Consider the following 21,361-nt stretch of genomic DNA (forward strand, 5'->3'; position numbering starts at 1 on the left):
GGTCTCCCGTCGACGGTGCTCCCGAGGATAGCGGAAACCCGCCGCGACTCAGGCTCTGCTGCCGCCCGCCGCCGCGGCGGTGGTGGCCGGGATGCGGCGGTCGAGCACCGTGATCAGCACCAGCAGCACGCCGATGCCGCCGAGCACCCAGCCGAGCGTGTGCAGGCCGGCGTCCGTGGCCTGGCGGCCGAAGGTGATGCCGATCAGGCTGGAGGAGAAGATCGCGCCCAGGTAGGCGAATGTCCGGTACAGGCCGGAGGCGACCGCGATCTCGGCGGCGGGCGCCTGCACGTAGAGGGTGGCCTGGTTGGCGAAGCCCGTGAAGCCGTTCGCGCAGCCGAGCAGCAGGGACATCCCGATCAGCAGCCAGATGCTCGCGTCCGCGTCCATGAACTGCATCACCAGCGCGCTCAGCACCACCGAGACGGCGCCGATGACGAGCGGCCAGCGCACCCAGCCGCGGGTGGAGGCGACCCGGGCGATCACGATGCTGAGACCGGACAGCGGCAGCAGGATGAGGCCGACCGCCGTGGCGCTGTATCCGGCGGCCTGCTCCATCCACTGGCTCGTGCCGTAGAGCACCGAGTAGACGACGAGGGCGGAGAGGGTCTGGCGCAGGTAGGTGCGCTGCAGCGGGCGGTTGCTCGCGAGCATCCGGACGTCGATCAGCGGCTTGGCCACGCGCCGCTCCCAGAGGATCAGCCCAGTACCGAAGACGGCGACGACGGGGAGCAGCCACCAGAGCGGGGAGGCGAGCCCGGACAGGAACACCAGCGCGCTCACGATGGTGCCCGCGAAGAGCACGATGCCCGGAATGTCGACCGACGCCAGGAGCGCGCGGGCGCCCTGGTGCTCGCGCGGCGCATCCTTCTCGACGCCGAGCAGCGTGAACACGAACGTGACGACCGCCAGCGGGATGTTCACGAAGAACAGCGCGCGCCAGCCGAACGTCCCAGCGAGCAGGCCGCCGAGCGGCAACCCGAACACGGTGGTGATCTGGGCCGCGATGGAGAAGTTGCCGAGCACGCGGGCCGGCACGCCGATCCCGTGCTCGTCGGCCCGGCGGCGCACCAGGGCCATCGCGGTCGGATAGGCGGCGGAGGTGCCGATGCCGATGAGGGCGCGGGAGAGGAGCAGGAAGCCGAAACCGGGCGCCGCCGCACCGACGATGCCCGCCACCAGCAGGATGATCGCCCCGGCCATGAACACGCGGCGCGGCCCGAACAGGGTGGCCAGCTTGCCCATCGTGGGCTGGCTGACCGCGCTGCAGAGGTAGAGCACCGAGATGAGGCTGGCCGTCTGACCCGGCCCGAGGTGGAAGTCGAGGCCGATGCTCAGCAGCCCGGTCGCGATCATCGAGCTGTTGATCGGGTTCAGCGTGGAGCCGAGGAGGAGCGGTGCGGTGAACCGCCACCCGAACGGCGTGCGCGCGCGAACCGCGTGCGTGCTCTCGGTGCCTGTGCTCTCCGTACCTGTGTCCGTCTCATCCTCCCGGATGCTTTACGCGTGTGAACTATTTCTTTAGGTATACTAATCACTCGTGGATGCACACGCAAGCGACTCCCTCCCCTCCGACGACCTCGGGGAGCGGCTCACCCGCTCGATCGCCCGGATCTACCGCCGTCTGCGCGCCGAACGCTCCAGCGGAGAACTCGGGGACGCAGCGATGTCCGTCCTCGGCCACCTGCACCGCTACGGTCCCACCACGCTCACGGCGCTCAGCGAGCACGAGCGCGTCACCGCCGCCTCGATGAGCCAGACGGTCAACCGCCTCGTCGGCCTCGGCTACGTGGTGCGGGAGACCGATCCGGCGGACGGGCGGCGCGTGCTGTTCACCCCCACCCCGGACGGTCACCGGGTCGCTGGGGACGCGCGGGCCAGGCGCCACGCCTGGCTGGACGCGCAGCTCGCCGAACGCACACCCGAGGAGCGCGCAGCACTCGCCGAAGCCGCCCGGGTGCTGTGGGAGATGGCGGAAGGATGAGCCCGTTCACGCTCTCCTCCCCCGTCACCGCGGAGGTCGAGGTGCGTCGCAGCCGTTTCCTCGCGCTGGCGACCCCCGTCGTCGACCGGGAGGCTGCGCTGGCCGAGGTGGCCAGGCTGCGCACCGCGCATCCGGGAGCGAACCACGTCTGCTGGGCGCTGCTGGCGGGCGGGCACTCCGGAATGTCGGACGACGGAGAGCCGTCCGGAACGGCGGGGCGCCCCATCCTGGAGGTGCTGCGGCACCACGACCTCGACGGCGTGCTCGGGGCGGTCGTCCGGTACTTCGGCGGGGTGAAGCTCGGCGCGGGCGGCCTGGTACGCGCGTACACCGATGCCATCGCCGCCGCCCTGGTGGATGCGCCCGTCTTCGAGCGCGTGCCGGAGACGGTGCTCGTGGTGGCGGCCGAGTACGGCGACGCCGAGCGCGTGCGGCGCTGGGCGGACGGCGAAGGCTACGAGACCGGAGACGCGGAGTACGCAGAGGCGGTGCGGTTCACGCTGCGGCTGCCGACGGCACAGGCCGCAACAGCACGGGATGCGGTCCGCGACCTCACGCAGGGCCGCGCGGTGGTCGAGGGCTGACCGCCCCGCACCGCGACGCCCGAAACGCCGAAGGGCCCGGTGCGATCGCTCGCACCGAGCCCTCCCGTTCACACTCTGCTGCTACTTGGCTGCAACCTCGGCCGGCTCCTTCGGAGCGGACTTCTTGGCCGGAGCCTTCTTCGGAGCGTCGACCGCCGGGGCCGCGGGGGCCTCCGCCACTGCGGGCTTGGGACGGGCGGCGAACTCCTCGAAGACGGCGCGCGGGTGCTGCGTCGCTGCGAGCGAGACGATGTCGCGTCCGAGCCAGAAGTTGTTCCACCAGCCCCACAGCACGCGCCACTTGCGCTCCCAGCTCGGCATCGCGAGGCCGTGGTATCCACGGTGCGCGAACCAGGCGGGGAGGCCCTTGATGGCGAGCTTGCCGGACTGGAACACTCCGACGCCGAGACCGAGGCCGGCGACAGCGCCCAGGTTCTTGTGGAAGTACTGGCGCGGGAGCTCGCCGCGGAGGTCCGCGATGATGTTCTTCGCGAGCAGCTTGCCCTGGCGGACGGCGTGCTGGGCGTTCGGCACGCAGAAGCCGCCGACGCCGCCGCCGGTGAGGTCGGGGACGGCCGAGACGTCGCCGGCGCCCCAGGCGTCCTTGATGATCTCGTCGTCGGAGCCGACTCGGAGGTCGGCGCGCACGCGGAGACGGCCGCGCTCCTCGATCGGGAGGTCGGTGTGGCGCACGATGGTGGGGTTCGCCATGACACCGGCGGTCCACACGATCAGGTCGGTCTCGAACTTCTCACCGGTCGACAGCTCGATGACGCCGTCGACGGCGCTCGCGAGCTGGGTGTCCAGGTGGATCTCCGCGCCGCGCTGGGCGAGGTTCTTGATCACCCAGTGGCTGGTCGGGAGCGACACCTCCGGCATGATGCGGCCCATCGCCTCGATGAGGTGGAAGTGCGTGTCCTCGAACGAGATCTGCGGGTAGTTCTTGAGCAGCGCGCTCGCGAACGAACGCAGCTCGGCGAACACCTCGATGCCGGCGAAGCCGCCGCCGACGACCACGAAGGTCAGCAGGCGGTCGCGCTCGGGGCCGGCGGGCAGGTTGGCCGCCTTGTCGAAGTTGGTGAGGACGCGGTCGCGGATCGCGACGGCCTCCTCGATGGTCTTGAGGCCGATGGCCTGGTCGGCGACGCCCGGGATCGGGAACGTGCGCGACACGGCGCCGGCGGTGACCACGACGATGTCGTACTCGAACTCGTACGCGTCGCCGATGGGCGGCTGGATGGTCGCCGTCTTCTTCGCGTGGTCGATGTACGTGACCTTGGCGGTGACGACGTTGGTCTTGGTGAGGTGGCGGCGGTGGGCGACCACCGCGTGGCGCGGCTCGATGGACCCGGCTGCGACCTCGGGAAGGAACGGCTGGTAGGTCATGTAGGGCAGCGGGTCGACAATAGTGACCTCTGCCTCCCCCTTGCGCAGCTGCTTCTCGAGCTTCCACGCAGTGTAGAAACCGGCGTATCCGCCGCCGACGATCAGGATTTTGGGCACAGTGGTGGGTCTCCTCAACACGAAAGTATTCAGTTAATCTACTCCCTGCTGCCCGTCGCTCTGAAATGCCGGAAAGCGCCGACCCCGCCGAGGACCACGAGAGCGGCGAAACCGGTGATCAGACTGAACGGCAGCCAGAAGCCGGTGAGGGCCGTCCACTGCGGCCAGAGCAGCTGATCGACCCGCGCAGACGGGGCGGCGGGGAGGGCGTGCGGAGTGGCCGTCGTCGCCGGGACTTTGCCGGGCGCCGGGCTGGTGGGCACGTCCGCCCTGCGGTGGATGCGCACCCACTCGGAGAGGTCGCCCATCGGGTTGGCGGAGACGTGCGGCACCTTCGCGCTGACCGCGGCGGCCGCATCCAGGAGTCCGTAGCCGTAGATCGGGCTCGGCACGGTTCCCGGTGCAGCGCGGGCCGTCTTGATGAGCCGCTCGATCACATCCGGAGCCTTCAACTCGGGATGCGCTGCCCTGATCAGCGCGACGGCTCCCGCCACCAGCGGGGTCGCCCCGCTGGTGCCCGCCCACTGCACGTAGCCGCCGCCCGGGCTCACCCCGACCAGCTGCTCGCTGGGCGCGGAGACGGCGATGGTGATGCCCTGCGACGACGCGTCGAAGCTCGCCTGCCCCTGCCGGTCGACCCCGGCGACGGCGACGACACCCGGGATGGTGGCGGGCGCGCCGACCTCGGTGGTGCCGCTCCCCCGGTTGCCCGCCGCCGCGACGACGACCACGTCGTGGTCGAACGCGTACTGGAACGCCTCGTCCCAGCTGGTCGGCCAGTCGAGCGTGTTCCTGGTGAGCGACATGTTGATGACCTTCGCGCCGTTGTCCACGGCCCAGCGCACCGCTGTCGCGATCTGCTCGTCGCTGCCGATGGCGCCGGAGGCGGAGCCGAGCGCGACGGACGCCGTCAGGATGCTCGCCTCGGGTACGGCGCCGAGCACGCCGCTGTCCGGGCCGGTTCCCCGACCGGCGAGCAGCGACGCCACCCAGGTGCCGTGGTCGGCGGAGCCGGCGTCGCCGAGCGGCTTCTGCCCGTTCGCCGCCCCGACGCCGGACACGTCGGTGCCGCCGACGACCGCCCCGGCCAGGTCGCGCACGCTGCCGTCGACGCCGGTGTCGATCACCGCGACTTTGACTCCTGCGCCCTTGGTCGTCTTCCAGGCCTGGGTGAAGCCGTAGTCGTTCAGCCAGTATTCGAGGTCGCGCACCTGATCGGCGTGCGCGACAGTGGACGGCGCGACGGCGGCGGCCAGCCCGAGCAGTCCTGCCAGGGCGACGGCGGTCGCTGCGCGGCCGAGCCGGGTCATCCTGCGGTGTAGTCCTGGCACTCGCACACCTCGGGCGACCAGTCGGCGCGCGCGAGAGCGAGGTCGCCGATCGGGTTCACCCCCGGTCCTGCGGCGAGCGCGTGCGCTCCGAGGGCGTGCAGGCACTTGACGCGCACGGGCATGCCTCCGGCGGAGATGCCGGCGATCTCGTCGACGACGGCGATGGACTCCCGGTCGGCGAGGTATGCACGGTGCGCCGCCGCGTACTGGTCGCGCACGGACTCGTCGGCCTCGAGCAGCTCGTTGTACTCGTTCATCACCTGCGTGGCCTCCAGCTGCGACAGCGCGGCCGTGGCTGCGGGATGCGTGAGGTAGTAGAAGGTCGGGAACGGCGTGCCGTCGTCCAGCCGCGGGGCGGTGGACACCACGGTGGGGTTGCCGCAGACGCAGCGCGCCGCGATGCCGACGACATTGCGCGCCGGCCGCCCGAGCTGGGCGGACACGGTCGCGATGTCCTGGTCGGTCACTGCATCGAAGGGTGGGGTGGTCATCACTTGCCGCCAGGGGTCGAGGTGGGAGTGGGAGTGCTCGCCGGGGCCGTGCCGCCGAGCTGCGACGGTGTCGCATCGCTGAGACCGGCGCCCATGAACGAGCCGAAGAGGGAGCCGAGCCAGTCGGTCTCGGTCTTCTGCAGCTTCGAGCTGACCGGCGCATCCTTGGTCTGTGCGGCCGGGGCCCTGTCGTCGATCACGAGGTAGCTGACCTCGCCGGGCAGCACGTAGTAGAGCCGGTCGCGCGCCTGCGCTCTGATGTAGCTGGGGTCGTTCCAGCGGGCGCGCTGCTCCTTGAGGTCGGAGACCTGGCCGGACAGCGCATCCACCGCCTTCTGCTGGTCGGCGATCTGCTGCCGCTGCGAGATGAGGCTCTGCGCGGTGGGCGCGAGCACGACGACGGCGAGGATGAGGAGCCCCATCATCACCAGCGAGAAGCCGGAGAAGTGCAGCCCGCGCAGCCAGCGTCCCGTGGCCGATCCCGACGACATGGCGACAGGGACCCGGCGTGTACGAGGCGCAGCCACAAGCCCTCCCAACGCACACGACCAAGATCGGGGCCGACGGTCCCCGCCCCACAATCGTAAGCCACCCACCCGCGCGCTCCCTGTGCTCCCCCGCCGCGCGTCCCGTGATTGCCGGTGGTCCGTTCGGCGAGGTCCCCGGGGGATGCGAAAGGCCCCCGGATCGGCGATCCGGGGGCCTGTGCGCGGGGTGTTGTTACGCGGTGAAGCGCGGGAAGGCGCTGCGGCCGGCGTAGACGGCTGCCTCGCCGAGCTCCTCCTCGATGCGGAGGAGCTGGTTGTACTTGGCGACGCGCTCGGAGCGGGCCGGGGCACCGGTCTTGATCTGGCCGGCGTCCGTGGCGACGGCGAGGTCGGCGATGGTGGTGTCCTCCGTCTCACCCGAACGGTGGGAGAGCACGGCGGTCATGCCGTTGCGCTGGGCCAGCGAGACCGCATCCAGGGTCTCGGTCAGGGTGCCGATCTGGTTGACCTTGACCAGGATGCTGTTGGCCGCCTTGAGCTCGATGCCCTTGGCGAGACGCGTCGGGTTGGTGACGAACAGGTCGTCGCCGACGAGCTGCAGCTTGCCGCCCAGCTCGGAGTTGAGGTGCGCCCAGCCCTCCCAGTCGTCCTCGGCCAGCGGGTCCTCGATGGAGACCAGCGGGTAGTTCGCGGCCAGCTCTGCGTAGTACGCGGACATCTCTGCTGCGGTGCGGTCCTGGCCCTCGAAGCGGTACACGCCGTTCTCGAAGAACTCGGTGGAGGCGACGTCCAGGCCGAGCGCGATGTCGCGGCCGACGGTGAAGCCGGCGTTCTGGATGGCCTCGGAGATGAGGTCGAGGGCGGCACGGTTGTGCTCGAGCTCGGGCGCGAAGCCGCCCTCGTCGCCGAGGCCGGTGCTGAGCCCGCGCTGCTTGAGCAGCGACTTGAGCGAGTGGTAGGTCTCGACGCCCCAGCGGAGGGCCTCGGAGAAGGTCTCCGCGCCGATCGGCAGGACCATGAACTCCTGGATGTCGACGCCGGTGTCCGCGTGCGCTCCACCGTTGATGATGTTCATCATCGGCACGGGCAGGGTGTGCGCGTTCGGTCCGCCGATGTAGCGGAACAGCGGCAGGTCTGCGGAGTCGGCGGCGGCCTTGGCGACGGCGAGGGAGACGCCGAGGATGGCGTTCGCGCCGAGGCGCTTCTTGTTCTCTGTACCGTCGAGCTCGATCATGGCGGAGTCGACGAGACGCTGGTCTGCGGCCTCGAAGCCCTCGATGGCCGGGCCGATCTCGTCGAGAACAGCGTCGACGGCCTTCTGCACGCCCTTGCCGAGGTAGCGGTCCTTGTCTCCGTCACGAAGCTCGTACGCCTCGAACGCACCGGTCGACGCGCCGGACGGGACGGCGGCACGGCTGACCGTGCCGTCTTCGAGAAGCACCTCGACCTCGACGGTCGGGTTTCCGCGCGAGTCGAGAATCTCGCGAGCGCCTACAGCTTCGATCTGAGCCACAACAGTCTCCTTGTTTCACATGTGTGTGGGGGTGGGTTAAATCAGCGGTGATCCGCTCGCCAGTCTACTGACGTCCGCGTGCGGCACCGACCGGGGGTGCACCGGGGTGCACCGGGGGCCCGGCCGCGCCGAGGTCAGCCGAGCGGCTTGAGCTCCAGCGCCGCCGCATCCGGAGTGTCGGCGTTCACGAACGCGAAGGAGCGGAAGCCGGACGCCTCCGCACGGTCGAGCACGGCCTTGAGGTTCTTGGCGCGACGGTCGAGGCGCACCCGGCGGCCGGAGGCGATCAGCTCCGCCTTGATGGCGAGCAGGCGGTTCAGCGGCACGGTCTGGTCGTAGACGAGCACGACGGAGTCCGCCCCTGCGTCTTCCGGGGTCTCGATGAGGTCGACCACGCGCTCGAAGCCGATCGAGAACCCGCAGGCCGGCACGTCGGTGCCGAGGAAGCGTCCGATCATCCCGTCGTAGCGGCCACCGCCGCCCACCGAGCTGCCGGAGCCGGGGTGCGCGATCTCGAAGATGGTGCCGGTGTAGTACCCCATGCCGCGCACCAGCGTCGGGTCGAAGCGCAGGGACACGCCGGACGGCAGGGCGTCGAGCGCGTGCGCGAGCGATTCCAGGGCGGCGATGGCGTCGGTGTCGATCCCGTCCGGGAGGATGCCGGTGATCGCCTCGACGGTCATGGCGACGCCGCCCTCCGCGATGTGCGGCTCCAGCTGCTCCAGGATGCCGCCGAGCACCGCCGCGGAGTCTGCACCGTCTGCGCTCAGCTCCTTCACAACGCCCTCCGCGCCGATCTTGTCGAGCTTGTCGATCGAGATCAGCACCTGCGGCCAGCGCGCCTCCGCGAAACCGCAGAACTCGAGCAGCCCGTTCAGGATGCGCCGGTCGTTGATCCGGATCGTGCAGTTCTCGAGGCCCAGCGCATCCAGTGCCGCCGCGGTCGCCGTGATCAGCTCGACCTCCGCCAGCTGGCCCGCCTCGCCGATGATGTCGATGTCGCACTGCACGAACTGGCGGTACCTGCCCTTCTGCGGGCGCTCCGCGCGCCAGACCGGCGCGATCTGGATCGACCGGAACACCGGAGGCAGCTCCGCGCGGTGCGTTGCATAGAAGCGGGCGAGCGGGACCGTCAGGTCGAACCGGAGACCCAGGTCGGTGAGGCTGAGGAGGTCGCCGGAGTCCATCGCGGCCTGCAGGTCGTCCGCGTCCAGGCCGCGCTTGAGGACGCTGAACGCCAGCTTCTCGTTGTCGCCGCCGAGCCCGGAGTGCAGCCGGGCGACGTCCTCCACCACCGGCGTCTCGATCTCGTCGAACCCGTGCGCTGCGAAGCTCTTCCTGATCACGCCGAGCGCATGCTCCCTGCGGGCCTTGTCTGCCGGGAGGAAGTCGCGCATGCCGCGAGGCGGGGTGATCGGAGAAGCCATGCGAACGATTCTTCCATGTAGCGTGGCGGGGATGAGCATCGACGAGTTCCGCATCCACCTTCCAGACGACCTCCTTGACGACCTGCGTGCGCGGCTCACGGCCACCCGCTTCGTGCAGCCGGTCGGGTCGTCGCCGTGGGAGGGCGGCGCGGGCGGCCCCGTGCTGCACGATCTGGTGGAGTCGTGGCTGGCGTTCGACTGGCGGGCCCAGGAGGAGCGGCTGAACGCATACGACCAGTACCTCGCCGATGTGGGAGGGCACCGCATCCACTTCGTGCGGGTACCCGCCGCCGGATCGGCGGAGACGCGCATCCCGTTGCTGCTGCTGCACGGCTGGCCGAGCGCGTACACCGAGTACCTTCCGCTGGCCGAGCGCCTCGCCAACCCGGCGGGCTCCGGATCGGATGCGCGGATCGCGTTCGATGTGATCGTGCCGTCGCTGCCCGGCTTCGTCTTCTCCGAGCTGCCCGACCGGCCGCTGACCAGGCAGGCCATCGCCGACGACCTGCACGAGCTGATGACGACCGTGCTCGGCTACGACCGGTACGCGGCGTTCGGCGGAGACATCGGCGGAGGAGCGGCGACCTGGCTCGGCGCTGAGCACGCCGACCGCCTCATCGGCGTGCAGCTCATCCACGCGCCGTTCCCCGCCGACGACGAACCGCAGAGCGACGACGAGCGCGCATACCTGGCGTCGGTGGATGCGTACGACGCGACGGACGGCGGGTACAGCGAGATCATGGCCACCCGTCCAGACACCATCGCGGCGGCCCTCGGCGACTCCCCCGCCGGGCTGCTCGCCTGGATCGCGGACAAGTGGCACGACTGGGTCGACGGCGACCTCGACAGCGTGGTGCCACGGGATGTGCTGCTCACCATCGCGACGCTCTACTGGGCCACCGGGAGCATCGGCACCTCGTTCCGCCAGTACTTCGATTACGAGGCGAACTCGCCCCGGCCGCCCATCGTCGCCCCGCTCGGCGTGCTGCTCAGCAGGGAGCCGGTGATGGACGGGTTCCCCCGGACGCTCGCCGAGCGTGCGGCCGACGACCTGCGCTCGTTCGAAGTGGCGCCGCGGGGCGGCCACTTCCTCGGCCTGGAGCAGCCGGACCTCGCCGCCGACCGCATCCGGAGCTTCTTCGCGTCGATCTCCTGACCGGCGTAGGATGAGCGCGTTGCCACCCTCATGGTCGTGCCCTGCGACTTCGGTGGTGTCCCGATGGACCTGACATGAGTCGCATCCGTCCGACCACGGGTAGATGCTCGCTGTCAGACACAGGCCGACAACGTGCCCGTCAGCCATCCAGGAGAGTCGAATCCGCGGATCGCGGACCTCTCACCCGAATGGCGGGCTGACAGCGCCTAGCGGGCACGCTGCCGGTCACCGGGATGCGCGAGAGCGCCCCGCCGCCGTCACTCCCCGAGCGTGTGGTGCCTGCCGAGCGGGACGACGAGCGGCGTGCCGGTCACCGGATCCGGTGCGATGACGGAGTCGACGCCGAACACCTCCCGCACCAGCTCGGCCGTGACGACCTCCGCCGGCGTCCCCGCCGCCACGATGGCTCCGGCGCGCATGGCGATCAGGTGGTCGGCGTATCGCGCGGCCAGGTTGAGGTCGTGCAGCACCATGACCACGGTGGTCCCGCGCTCGGCGTTGAGGTCGAGCAGGAGGTCGAGCACTTCGATCTGGTGGCTGATGTCGAGGAACGTGGTGGGCTCGTCGAGCAGCAGGATGTCGGTCTGCTGGGCGAGCGCCATCGCGATCCACACCCGCTGGCGCTGCCCGCCGGAGAGTTCGTCGATCGCCCGCGTTGCCAGGTCGGCCACCCCGGTGGACACCATCGCGGACGCGACCGCCTCGTCGTCCTCCGCCGTCCAGCGGCGGAACCAGCCCTGGTGCGGATACCGTCCGCGGCCAACCAGGTCGGCAACGGTGATCCCGTCCGGGGCGGTCGGCGTCTGCGGCAGCAGGCCGAGCATCGTCGCCACCTGCTTGGTCGGCAGCGAGTGGATGTCCGTCCCGTCCAGCAGCACGGCCCCGGATGCGGGCGCCAGCAGCCGCGACAGCCCGCGCAGCAGCGTCGACTTGCCGCAGGCGTTCGGTCCGACGATCGCGGTGACCGTGCCGGGCGGCACCTCCAGGTCGAGGCCGTCGACGACCACCCTGCCGTCGTACGACAGGGTGAGTTCGCGCGCGGCGAGGTGATGGTTGTCGGTCATGCTCAGCCTCCCCGGCCGATTCGGTTGGTCCTGGTGAGGAGCCACAGCAGATACGGTGCGCCGACGATGCCGGTGACGACGCCGACCGGGAACGCCACGTCCGGCACAGCGAACTGCGCCACGATGTCGGAGATGACCAGCACGAGCGCGCCGACGAGTGCCGACGGCACCAGCGCGAGCGATCCTCGCCCGACCAGCCGCCGGGCGATGGGCGCCGAGAGGAACGCGACGAACGCGATCGGTCCGGCCACGGACACCGCGACCGCCGCGAGCGCGACGGCCACCAGCACCACGAGCAGCCGCGTCCGCTCCACCCGCACGCCGACCGCCGCCGCGGTGTCGTCGCCCAGGCCGAGCGCCGCGAGCGGGCGACCGAGCAGCAGCGCGCACGGCACGAGCACCACGGCGCTCGCCGCGAGCACGGTCAGCGCGACGGGATCGACGCTGTTGATGCTGCCGGTGAGCCAGACCAGCGCCTGCTGCACATCCGTGAGGTCGGCGGTGGTGAGCACATAGGAGACGACGCCACCGGCGACGGCGGCGAAGCCGATGCCGATCAGCACGAACCGGTAGCCGCTGATGCCGCCGCGCCAGGCCAGCAGGTAGATCAGCAGCGCGGCGACCAGCGTTCCCGCCACCACCGTGCCGGACAGCGCCAGGCCGGTCAGCCCGAACCAGACCAGCGCGATGGCGCCGGTCGCGCTCGCGCTCGCCGTGATACCGATGATGTCCGGGCTCGCCAGCGGGTTGCGCGCGATGGACTGGATGAGCGCCCCGGAGAGCCCGAGGCAGCCGCCCACCAGCACGGCGGCGAGCAGGCGCGGCAGCCGCAGTTCCAGGATCACGAACTGGGTCAGCCTGTCCGCCCGCCCGACGAGCGCGGCGAGGACGTCGGCCGGCGCGACGGCGGCGGCGCCGAGGCTCAGCGACACGGCGGACACCAGCAGGATGAGCACGGCGAGCACGACGGACACGGTGACGACCCGGGATGCGCGCGAGCGGCGGTCGGCGCCGGCCGCCCGGACCGCATCCACGGTCACAGGCTCACCAGCTTGCGACGGCGCACCAGCGCGATGAACACGGGGGCGCCGACGAACGCCGTGACGACGCCCACCTGCAGCTCGCCCGGCCACGCGACGAGCCGGCCGATCACGTCGCAGGCGATGAGCATGGTCGGGGCGATCACGGCGGAGAACGCGAGGATCCAGCGGTAGTCGGCCCCGACCACCCAGCGGGCGACGTGCGGGATCACCAGGCCGACGAACGCGATCGGCCCGACGGCCGCCGTGGCCGACCCGCAGAGCAGCACGACGGCGACGGCCGAGAAGCCCCTGGACAGCCCGACGCGCTGGCCGAGACCGCGGGCGACGTCGTCGCCGAGCGCGAGCCCGTTGAGCGCACGGCCCAGGGCGAGCGCGATGACGGCTCCGATCACGATGGTCGGCAGCACCTGCCAGAACACGCCGAAGTTGCGGCCGGCGAGCGAGCCGACCTGCCAGAACCGCAACGCGTCGAGCGACACCCTGCTGGTGAGGAGCACCGCGGTGATGAGCGAGCCGAGCGCTGCGGAGACCGCCGCCCCCGCGAGCGCGAGCTTGATCGGGGTCGCCCCCTCCCGTCCGGCGGACGCCACCGCGTAGACGACCACCGAGGCGAGCGCCGCCCCGGCGAAGGCGAACCACAGGTAGCCGCCGGGCGTCGTGATCCCGAACACGGCGATGGCGACCACGACCGCGAGCGACGCGCCGAAGTTGACCCCCAGGATGCCCGGGTCGGCCAGCGGGTTGCGGGACAGCCCCTGCATCACCGTTCCCGCGAGCCCGAGCGCGAGTCCGGCGCCCAGCCCGAGCAGGGTGCGCGGCAGCCTGCTGTCCACCACGATCAGCGACGCCTCATCGGACTTCCGGTAGTGCAGGAGGGCGTTGAACACCGAGGCGGGATCGATCGGGTTGGAGCCGAGCATCAGGCTCAGGATGCACACCACCAGCAGGGCGACGACCGCCACGCCGAACCCGTATGCCAGCCGACGCCGCCGGCGGGCAGTGGATGTGCGCCCCTGGTGCGCGATCCCCTGCCCGCCGTCCGCCGTCGCTGTGACGCTCCTGGCCATCCGCCTGTGCTACTTGACCTTCTCGGCGGCTGCCGCGAGCTCCGGGACGTAGCGGTCGAGCATCCACGGGATGCTCAGCACGCTGGGCGCACTCGACGCCATCACGAACGACTCGCCGACGATCGGTGCGAAGCGGCCCTCCTTGACGGCGGGCATGGCGGCGACCAGCGGTTCGGCCGTGAAGGTGTCGACCGCGGACTGCTTGTCGAAGTACATCACCAGCAGGTCGGTGTCGATCTTCGAGAGGTTCTCGTAGCTGACCTGGAAGAAGAAGCTATCCGCGTCCTTCTTCGTGTCGAGCGCGTCGATGCTGGCCGAGTTCTTCAGGCCGAGCTCGTTGAGCAGCAGCACGCGCGAGTCCGTCGCCTTGTAGACGTTGATCACGCCCGGCTCGTTGGCGGCGGCGTAGACGAACGTCTTGTCCTTCAGCACTGGGTACTTCGCGGCGAGCTTCGCCACGTCGTCCTCGGTCTTCGTCTTCAGCGCCGTCGCCTCGGCGGACAGGCCGAGCGCCTTGCCGACGATGTCGGTCTGGTCCTGCCAGCTGGTGCCCCACGGCACCTTCGGGTATGCGACCACCGGGGCGATCTTGCTGAGCTTGGCGTACTCGTCCTTGGTCAGACCGGAGAGCGGAGCGAGGATCACGTCCGGCTTCGCCTTCACGTACTCCTCGAACGGCACCTCGCCGGTGTCGACGCCCGCGATGAGCTGCGGCGTCTTCGCCTTGAGCTCCTTCAGCTTGTCGGCCACCCAGGGCAGCACGCCGTCCGCGTTGCCGCCGTAGGTCATCTTCGGCATGGCGACCGGAACGACGCCGAGGGCGAGCGCCACGTCGGCGGCTCCCCAGCCCCAGACGGCGACCCGCTCCGGCTTCTTCTCGATGGTGACGGGGCCGAGGGCGCTCTTGATCGTGACCGGGAACGCACCGGATGCGCTGGTCGAGCTGCTCTCGTCGCCGGGCGTGCCGGCACTGCAGCCGGTGAGGATGAGGGCGGCGGTCGCGACGATCGCCGATGCGATCACAGCGACACGCGACCGGCGGCGTGGAACGGACTCGAACATGCTTCTCCTTCGAGACGACTAGGGGGTTTAGGCAAGCCTAACCTAACCGTCTCGCGGGTGCCACTCAGTCGGTGGATGCGGTGGGCAGGCCGATGATTCCGGCGTCGGCCGCATCCTGCTCCTGTTCGCGGATCTCCGACTGCAGGTCGCGCAGCGTCGAACGGAGGGCGCGCTCCGCATCCAGCCCCTGCGCCTTGGCCGACGCGACGATGGCCAGCAGCAGCGGACCCAACTCGTCCTCCGACTCGACCTGCACTCCCCCGGCCTCGCGCAGATCCAGCAGCCCCACCTTCTCCGCGCGGCCGAGCAGCTTGTCGGCGAGCGCCAGCGACGGCATGCCCTGCGGGATTCCGTCGAGCACGCTGGTGCGCGACGGCTTCTCCCGCTTCTTGAGGTCGTCCCAGAACTCGACGACGTCGTCCGCGGTCTCCGCCGTGCGGTCTCCACCGAACACGTGCGGGTGCCTGCCGACCATCTTCGCGGTCATCTGTGCGGCCACATCCTGGATGTCGAAGTCCTCGCCGGGCGTGTGCGCGGCGATGTCGGCGTGGAACAGCACCTGGTAGAGCACGTCGCCGAGCTCCTCGATCAGGTCGTCCCTGTTGCCGGTCTCGATCGCCTCGACCAGCTCGTACGTCTCCTCGATCAGGTACTGCACGAGCGACTCGTGCGTCTGGTCGGCGTCCCACGGGCATCCACCCGGGCCGCGCAACCGCTCCATCACGGCCACCAGCTCGTCCAGCTTGGTCGCCTGCCCGGACGCGGAAGCGGAAGAGAAGCTCAGCTCGGTCATCGTGGATGCCTTCCTCGATCGCGGGCGTGCGACTGCGTGCCCTCGTCCATCCTCCCCCATCCTCCGGGCTCCGGCGCCTGCCGCCCGGTAGACTGGGCGACTGGTGTGCCGGGAAGTCTGGTCGGCGGGTGGCGCGAGCGCGCCGCTCCCGCATCCGACCGCGCTGCGAAGACAGCGCGAGATGGGCGAGACCGTATGAGCATCATCCGATCCGAGCGAACAGCCGCCGGACTCCTGCTGGGCGCCGCGGCGCTCGGCCTCCTGCTCGCGAACACCGCGGCAGGTCCTGCACTCCTCGACCTGCAGCACGCCACCATCGGCATCGGCGGGCTCCGGATGAGCGTCGGCCACTGGATCAGCGACGGCCTGCTCGCGATCTTCTTCTTCATCGTCGCCGTCGAGTTGAAGCACGAGCTGGTGGCCGGCGAACTGAACAGCGTGAAGAAGGCCGTGCATCCCGCCATCGCCGCGGTCGCCGGGGTGATCGTGCCCGCCGGGATCTACCTCGCGTTCACCGCGGGCAGCGGCCTGGAACAGGGCTGGCCGATCCCGACCGCCACCGACATCGCCTTCGCCCTCGGGGTGCTCGCCGTGTTCGGTCGCGGCCTGCCCAACCGGCTGCGGGTGTTCCTGCTCGCGCTGGCCGTGCTGGACGACCTCATCGCCATCGTGATCATCGCGGTGTTCTTCACCACGGACCCGAACCTCGTCGAACTCGTCCTGGCCGCGGTCGCCGTCGCCGCGTTCGGCCTGCTCAGCCGTCTGCTGAAAGGCCGGATGCGCGTGCCGGTCGGCGTGCTGATGGTCCTGGTCGCCTGCCTGGCCTGGTGGCTCGTCTGGGACTCCGGCGTGCACGCGACGATCGCCGGTGTCGCGCTCGGCCTGGTGATGGCGCGCCGGCCGGCCGGACGGGTGACGCACGCCATCGAGCCGTGGTCGAACGGCCTCATCCTGCCGCTGTTCGCGTTCTCGGCCGCCCTGGTCGCGATCCCGCAGGTGTCGCCGTCGCAGCTGCAGCCCGCGTTCTGGGGCATCCTGGTTGCCCTGCCGGTCGGCAAGGTGATCGGCATCACGCTCGGCGGCTGGCTGGGCTCGTTCACCCGCAGCAAGGCCGAGCGCGCCAAGATCCCGCTGTTCGGCCTGGTGACCATCGGCGTGCTCGGTGGCATCGGCTTCACCGTGTCGCTCCTGATGAACGAACTGGCGTTCGCCGGCGACGAGCTGGTCAGGGCGGAGGGCACGCTCGCCGTCCTCCTGGGCTCGGCGGTCTCCATCGTCGCCGCCGGCTTCTGCGTCACCGTGCTCGCGCGCCGCTACCGCGCGCAGCACCCGCACCGGCAGCCGCAGCCGAGCCGGCAGCCCTGAGCGACCGGGCTCAGGACGCGGGCTCGGCCACCGGCTCCGGCACGGGGAAGAGCGCGCCGAGCAGCGTCGCCACCCAGGAGATCAGGTCGGCGTCGTCGAGCGGCTCGCCGTTGATGCGCGGCATCGGCACCGTGACCACCTTGGGCGCGGCGTGGTACTTGGCGCCCGGGTACATGCGCTGCAACCGCACCTGCAGCGAGTCCGGCAGGATCGCCGGGGCCAGCCGCAGGTTGGAGCCCATCGCGACCACCTCGCCGAGTCCGGCCCGCTGGGCGGCGCGCCGCAGCCGGGACACCGCGATGAGGTTCGAGACCGCGAGCGGCGGCTCGCCGTAGCGGTCGGTCAGCTCCTCGATCACCTGGTCGATCTGCTCGTCCTTCGCCGCCGGCGAGCTGGCCGTCGACAGCTTCTGGTACGCCTCCAGCCGCAGGCGCTCGCTGTCCACGTACTCCTCCGGGATGTGCGCATCCACCGGCAGTTCCAGCCGCAGCTCGGTCTGCCCCTCCGCGACCTCGCCGCGGAACGTGCTCACCGCCTCGCCGATCATGCGCAGGTAGAGGTCGAAGCCGACACCGGCGATGTGACCGGACTGCTCGCCGCCGAGCAGGTTGCCCGCTCCGCGGATCTCCAGGTCTTTCAGCGCCACCTGCATCCCGCTGCCGAGATCATTGTTGGCGGCGATGGTCGAGAGCCTGTCGTGCGCCGTCTCGCTGAGCGGCTTGTTCTCGTCCCAGAGGAAGTACGCGTACGCGCGCTCGCGGCCACGGCCGACGCGGCCGCGCAGCTGGTGCAGCTGGCTCAGGCCGTACTTGTCGGCGCGGTCGATGATGATCGTGTTCGCGTTGGCGATGTCGAGGCCCGTCTCGATGATCGTGGTCGACACGAGCACGTCGAACTTGCGCTCCCAGAAGTCCACGACCACCTGTTCGAGCGCGCGCTCGTTCATCTTGCCGTGGGCCACCGCGATGCGCGCCTCCGGCACCAGCTCGGCCAGCTTCGCCGCCTGGCTGGTGATGCTGCCGACCCGGTTGTGCACGAAGAACACCTGGCCCTCGCGCAGCAGCTCGCGCCGGATGGCCGCGGCCACCTGCTTGTCCGAGTACGGCCCGACGAAGGTCAGGATGGGGTGCCTGTCCTCCGGCGGGGTGGCCAGCGTCGACATCTCCCTGATGCCGGTGACCGCCATCTCCAGCGTGCGCGGGATGGGCGTCGCGCTCATCGCCAGGATGTCCACGTTGGTCTTGAGCTTCTTCAGCGCGTCCTTGTGCTCGACGCCGAACCGCTGCTCCTCGTCGATGATGACGAGTCCGAGATCTTTGAGCACGATGTTGTCGGCGAGGAGCCTGTGGGTGCCGATGACCACATCCACGGTGCCGTCCGCCATGCCGTCGATCGTCTCCTTCGCCTCCTTGTCGGTCTGGAACCGGCTGAGGGCGCGCAGGTGGATGGGGAACCCGGCGAAGCGCTCCTGGAACGTCTCGAAGTGCTGCTTCACGAGCAGCGTTGTCGGCACCAGCATCACGACCTGCTTGCCGTCCTGCACCGCCTTGAACGCCGCACGCACCGCGATCTCGGTCTTGCCGAAGCCGACGTCGCCCGAGATGAGCCTGTCCATCGGGATGGGCCGCTCCATGTCGGCCTTCACCTCGTCGATGGTCTGCAGCTGGTCGTGCGTCTCCGCGAACGGGAACGCCTCCTCCAGCTCGCGCTGCCACGGGGTGTCCGGCCCGAACGCGTGGCCCTTGCTCGCCATCCGCGCGGAGTACAGCTTGACCAGCTCGACCGCGATGTCGCGCACAGCCTTGCGGGCGCGGCCCTTCGCCGCCGACCAGTCGCTTCCGCCCATCTTGCTGAGCGCGGGAGCCTCACCGCCCACATACCGGGTCAGCAGATCCAGCTGATCGGTGGGCACGAAGAGTTTGTCGCCCGGGTACCCGCGCTTCGACGGCGCGTACTCGAGCACGAGGTATTCGCGCTTGGACTTGACCGCGTTGCGGCCGCCGCTCGACACCTCGCGCTGGGTCAGCTCGACGAACCGGCCGATGCCGTGGGTCTGGTGCACGACGTAGTCGCCCGGCTTCAGCGCGAGAGGGTCGACCACGTTCTTGCGCCGGGTGGCGAGCTTCTTCACCTGGCGGGAGTCGTAGCCGACCGTCCTGCCGTAGAACTCGCTCTCGCTGAGCAGCGCCAGCTTGGTCTCGCCGACCTCGAAGCCGTGCTCGACCGTTGCCCGCAGCAGATAGGCGATGCCGGGCTCAGGATCGGCGGGGAACTCCTCGACGTGCCGGGCGGGCAGCTCGGCCTCCGACAGCACGTCGGCTGCGCGCTCCACGAGCCCGGCGCCCTCCGCGACGATGGCGACGGTCCAGCCGTCCTTCAGCCTGGCCCCGATGTGCTCGATGGCGCCGGTGACGTTGCCCTGGAAGCTCGGGACGGCCTCCGCCGCGATCCGCAGCTGCAGGTGCTCCTCGATCTCGCGCTCCTCCGGCAGAGGTAGTCGATCGAGACCGGCGTCGGTCTGGAACCCGCTCATCGTCCACCAGGGGTGGTTCGGCGCCTTCTCTCCCGGCGTGCTGAACGTGACGGAGTCGCGCAGCGTCTGCAGGGTGAGGAAGTCCCCTGCGGCCAGGTCGATCGGGGCGGCGGCGCCGACGGTGGCGGCGCTCCACGCCGCCGACAGGAACTCGCGGTTGGTCTCGGCCAGGCTGACGGCACGGCTCGCGACGCGCTCCGGCGAGAGCACGGCGACGGCCGCGCCATCCGGAAGGTAGTGCGTGAGCGGCACGAGGCGGTCGACGAGCGCCGGCGCGAGCGACTCCATGCCCTCGACCGGGATGCCCTCGCCGATCTTGGCGAGCATCGCCGACATGCTCGGGAACTCGTGCTCCATCTCCCTGGCACGCTGGCGCACGGACTCGCTCAGCAGCAGCTCGCGGCTGGGCGGCAGCGAGACGGACGCGATGGGCTCGGGCAGCGAGCGCTGGTCGGCCACGGAGAACGCGCGGATCTGGTCCACCTCGTCCCCGAAGAAGTCGACGCGGTACGGGTGGTCGCCGTTCGGCGGGAAGACGTCCAGGATGCCGCCGCGCACGGCGAACTCGCCGCGTCTGGTGACCATGTCGACGCGCGCGTACGCCAGGTCGACCAGCTGCATCGCGAGGCCGGACAGGTCGAAGCCCCGCGCGCCGGTCGCCAGGTCGACGGCCGCGTAGTCGGTGAGGTTGTCCGCGAGCGGCTGCAGGGCGGCGCGCACGGAGGCGACCAGGACGATCGGCCTCGACCGGTCCCCCGCATCCCAGTCGGCGAGGCGGCGGAGGGCGGTGAGCCGCTTGCCCACGATCTCGGCGCTCGGGCTGAGCCGCTCGTGCGGCAGGGTCTCCCAGGCCGGGAACTCGACGATCTCCGCATCCGGCATCACACAGCCGAGCGCACCGCGGACCGACTCTGACTCGCGCCCGGTGGCGGTGATCACGAGCAGGGCCTGGGATGCGCCTGCGGCAGCTCTGCGCTGCATCAACCCGGCGAGCAGCGGTGCCCGCAACCCGTCGGTGAGAGAGAAGTCGGCGTCACGGGCCGCGCAGGCCAGGGCGTCATCGAACGTGGAGGCGCGCGAAAGCGCTGCGATCAAGCCCTGCAGTATCACTCGCCCAAGTCTACGGACTCCCGCCGACACTCGGGGCGGGATGCGCGGATCCGGCTGCTGGACCCAGCCGCTAGACCCAGCCGTCGAGTGCCCGCATGAACCCCGCGTGGTCGTCGCGGTGCACCGTGTGACCTGCCCCGCGCACGGTGCGCACGACGAATCCGGCCTCGCCCAGCCGCTCGGCGGCCCGCGGGCTCACCAGCTGCGACCGCCCGGCCAGCACGACGAGCGACGGCACCTGCATCGTCACGGGCGCCCGCAGCGAACCGCGGCCCACCAGCACCGGCACCACCCCCTGGTCGAAGGCGCGCAGGGTCTCCAGCTCGATCGCGACGTCGAGCGGATCCCAGCGCGGGTTGCGCTTCGCGATCCGCTCGGCGGTCGCGCTCGCCAGGGAGCGGAAGAACGCCGGGGCGAGCTTGCGCTGCCACCACGGCACGTTCGGCCCGAACGCCGGATCGACGTAGACGACCCGCTGCGGCTGGAGCTCCTCGACCGCGAGGCTCACGGTGAGGCCGCCGAGCGAGTGCCCGATGACCAGCTCGGGATGCGCGGGAACGGTCTCGACCACATCCCGCGCGAGCAGTTCTGCCGTGTACTCGATGGCGCGGGGGCTTCTGCCGTGCCCACGGAGGTCGACGGCGACGACGTGGTAGCCCAGCTCGGCGAGCGCCGGTCCGACCCTGCGCCAGTTGCGCGAGTCCGACATCGCCCCGTGCACCAGGACGGCGTACCTGGTGCCGGTTCCCCACTCCCGGGTGAAGAGTTTCATGACCGAACCATACGAGCCCATCCTGCGGATGGCATCCGGGTGCGCTGGGCGTCGGTGCAGTGGATGCTGAACGCC

General features: G+C 70.6%; 18 protein-coding genes. 4 read left to right on the plus strand and 14 right to left on the minus strand.

The features are described from left to right. Positions 1-48: 48 nt before the first annotated feature. On the minus strand, positions 49-1,497 hold the full coding sequence (locus tag ACN6M5_RS06985) for an MFS transporter (RefSeq protein ID WP_434952341.1): 1,449 nt from the start codon (positions 1,495-1,497) through the stop codon (positions 49-51). 43 nt (positions 1,498-1,540) lie between these two features. Between ACN6M5_RS06985 and ACN6M5_RS06990 the strand changes: the two genes are divergently transcribed. Both ACN6M5_RS06990 and ACN6M5_RS06995 read left to right on the plus strand, forming a co-directional pair. Then, a complete protein-coding gene (locus ACN6M5_RS06990) occupies positions 1,541-1,984 on the plus strand; it encodes a MarR family winged helix-turn-helix transcriptional regulator (protein WP_434949017.1) in 444 nt (147 codons plus the stop codon). Then, entirely contained in the window at positions 1,981-2,568 is a 588-nt protein-coding gene (locus ACN6M5_RS06995; protein WP_434949018.1) for an IMPACT family protein, read from the plus strand. Before ACN6M5_RS06990 ends, ACN6M5_RS06995 begins: the two co-directional genes overlap by 4 nt. A gap of 81 nt (positions 2,569-2,649) precedes the next feature. On the opposite strand, the gene ACN6M5_RS07000 is transcribed toward ACN6M5_RS06995, so the two are convergent. The 6 genes from ACN6M5_RS07000 to hisS all read right to left on the minus strand — a co-directional run bounded on the left by ACN6M5_RS07000 (position 2,650) and on the right by hisS (position 9,321). Next, a complete protein-coding gene (locus ACN6M5_RS07000) occupies positions 2,650-4,071 on the minus strand; it encodes an NAD(P)/FAD-dependent oxidoreductase (protein WP_434949019.1) in 1,422 nt (473 codons plus the stop codon). Between the two features lie 38 nt (positions 4,072-4,109). Further along, a complete protein-coding gene (locus ACN6M5_RS07005; protein WP_434952343.1) occupies positions 4,110-5,381 on the minus strand; it encodes a S8 family serine peptidase in 1,272 nt (423 codons plus the stop codon). Continuing rightward, on the minus strand, positions 5,378-5,893 hold the full coding sequence (locus ACN6M5_RS07010; RefSeq protein ID WP_168689777.1) for a DUF501 domain-containing protein: 516 nt from the start codon (positions 5,891-5,893) through the stop codon (positions 5,378-5,380). Before ACN6M5_RS07010 ends, ACN6M5_RS07005 begins: the two co-directional genes overlap by 4 nt. Beyond that, complete coding sequence (locus ACN6M5_RS07015; protein ID WP_434949020.1) at positions 5,893-6,384, minus strand: FtsB family cell division protein; 492 nt, start codon at positions 6,382-6,384, stop codon at positions 5,893-5,895. Before ACN6M5_RS07015 ends, ACN6M5_RS07010 begins: the two co-directional genes overlap by 1 nt. 229 nt (positions 6,385-6,613) lie before the next feature. Further along, the gene (eno, locus tag ACN6M5_RS07020) at positions 6,614-7,894 is read right to left on the minus strand and encodes a phosphopyruvate hydratase (protein ID WP_434949021.1); all 1,281 of its coding nucleotides are present in this window, start codon (positions 7,892-7,894) and stop codon (positions 6,614-6,616) included. Between the two features lie 134 nt (positions 7,895-8,028). Further along, positions 8,029-9,321 (minus strand): histidine--tRNA ligase, encoded by a 1,293-nt coding sequence (hisS, locus tag ACN6M5_RS07025; RefSeq protein WP_434949022.1) that lies wholly within the window; start codon positions 9,319-9,321, stop codon positions 8,029-8,031. 31 nt (positions 9,322-9,352) lie between these two features. On the opposite strand from hisS, the gene ACN6M5_RS07030 reads away from it, so the two are divergent. Continuing rightward, positions 9,353-10,477: an epoxide hydrolase family protein gene (locus ACN6M5_RS07030; RefSeq protein ID WP_434949023.1), complete on the plus strand. Its 1,125-nt coding sequence runs from the start codon at positions 9,353-9,355 to the stop codon at positions 10,475-10,477. Positions 10,478-10,734: 257 nt separating this feature from the next. Here ACN6M5_RS07030 and ACN6M5_RS07035 read toward each other — a convergent pair whose 3' ends face one another. The 5 genes from ACN6M5_RS07035 to ACN6M5_RS07055 all read right to left on the minus strand — a co-directional run bounded on the left by ACN6M5_RS07035 (position 10,735) and on the right by ACN6M5_RS07055 (position 15,506). After that, positions 10,735-11,541, minus strand: a complete 807-nt coding sequence (locus tag ACN6M5_RS07035) for an ABC transporter ATP-binding protein (protein ID WP_434949024.1) — start codon at positions 11,539-11,541, stop codon at positions 10,735-10,737. A 2-nt stretch (positions 11,542-11,543) separates the two neighbouring features. Next, positions 11,544-12,575 (minus strand): FecCD family ABC transporter permease, encoded by a 1,032-nt coding sequence (locus ACN6M5_RS07040; RefSeq protein ID WP_434949025.1) that lies wholly within the window; start codon positions 12,573-12,575, stop codon positions 11,544-11,546. Between the two features lie 2 nt (positions 12,576-12,577). Beyond that, positions 12,578-13,651: a FecCD family ABC transporter permease gene (locus ACN6M5_RS07045; protein ID WP_434949026.1), complete on the minus strand. Its 1,074-nt coding sequence runs from the start codon at positions 13,649-13,651 to the stop codon at positions 12,578-12,580. A gap of 9 nt (positions 13,652-13,660) precedes the next feature. Then, on the minus strand, positions 13,661-14,713 hold the full coding sequence (locus ACN6M5_RS07050; RefSeq protein ID WP_434949027.1) for an iron-siderophore ABC transporter substrate-binding protein: 1,053 nt from the start codon (positions 14,711-14,713) through the stop codon (positions 13,661-13,663). A 64-nt stretch (positions 14,714-14,777) separates the two neighbouring features. Then, positions 14,778-15,506, minus strand: coding sequence for a nucleoside triphosphate pyrophosphohydrolase (locus ACN6M5_RS07055; protein WP_434949028.1), 729 nt, complete (start codon positions 15,504-15,506; stop codon positions 14,778-14,780). 195 nt (positions 15,507-15,701) lie between these two features. On the opposite strand from ACN6M5_RS07055, the gene ACN6M5_RS07060 reads away from it, so the two are divergent. Next, on the plus strand, positions 15,702-16,871 hold the full coding sequence (locus tag ACN6M5_RS07060) for a Na+/H+ antiporter NhaA (protein WP_434949029.1): 1,170 nt from the start codon (positions 15,702-15,704) through the stop codon (positions 16,869-16,871). A 10-nt stretch (positions 16,872-16,881) separates the two neighbouring features. On the opposite strand, the gene mfd is transcribed toward ACN6M5_RS07060, so the two are convergent. Both mfd and ACN6M5_RS07070 read right to left on the minus strand, forming a co-directional pair. After that, positions 16,882-20,514 (minus strand): transcription-repair coupling factor, encoded by a 3,633-nt coding sequence (mfd, locus tag ACN6M5_RS07065; RefSeq protein WP_434949030.1) that lies wholly within the window; start codon positions 20,512-20,514, stop codon positions 16,882-16,884. A gap of 70 nt (positions 20,515-20,584) precedes the next feature. Further along, positions 20,585-21,286, minus strand: a complete 702-nt coding sequence (locus ACN6M5_RS07070) for an alpha/beta fold hydrolase (RefSeq protein WP_085369827.1) — start codon at positions 21,284-21,286, stop codon at positions 20,585-20,587. Positions 21,287-21,361 lie beyond the last annotated feature (75 nt).

It is taken from the genome of Leifsonia araucanica, from assembly GCF_051161895.1.
Taxonomy (GTDB): domain Bacteria; phylum Actinomycetota; class Actinomycetes; order Actinomycetales; family Microbacteriaceae; genus Leifsonia.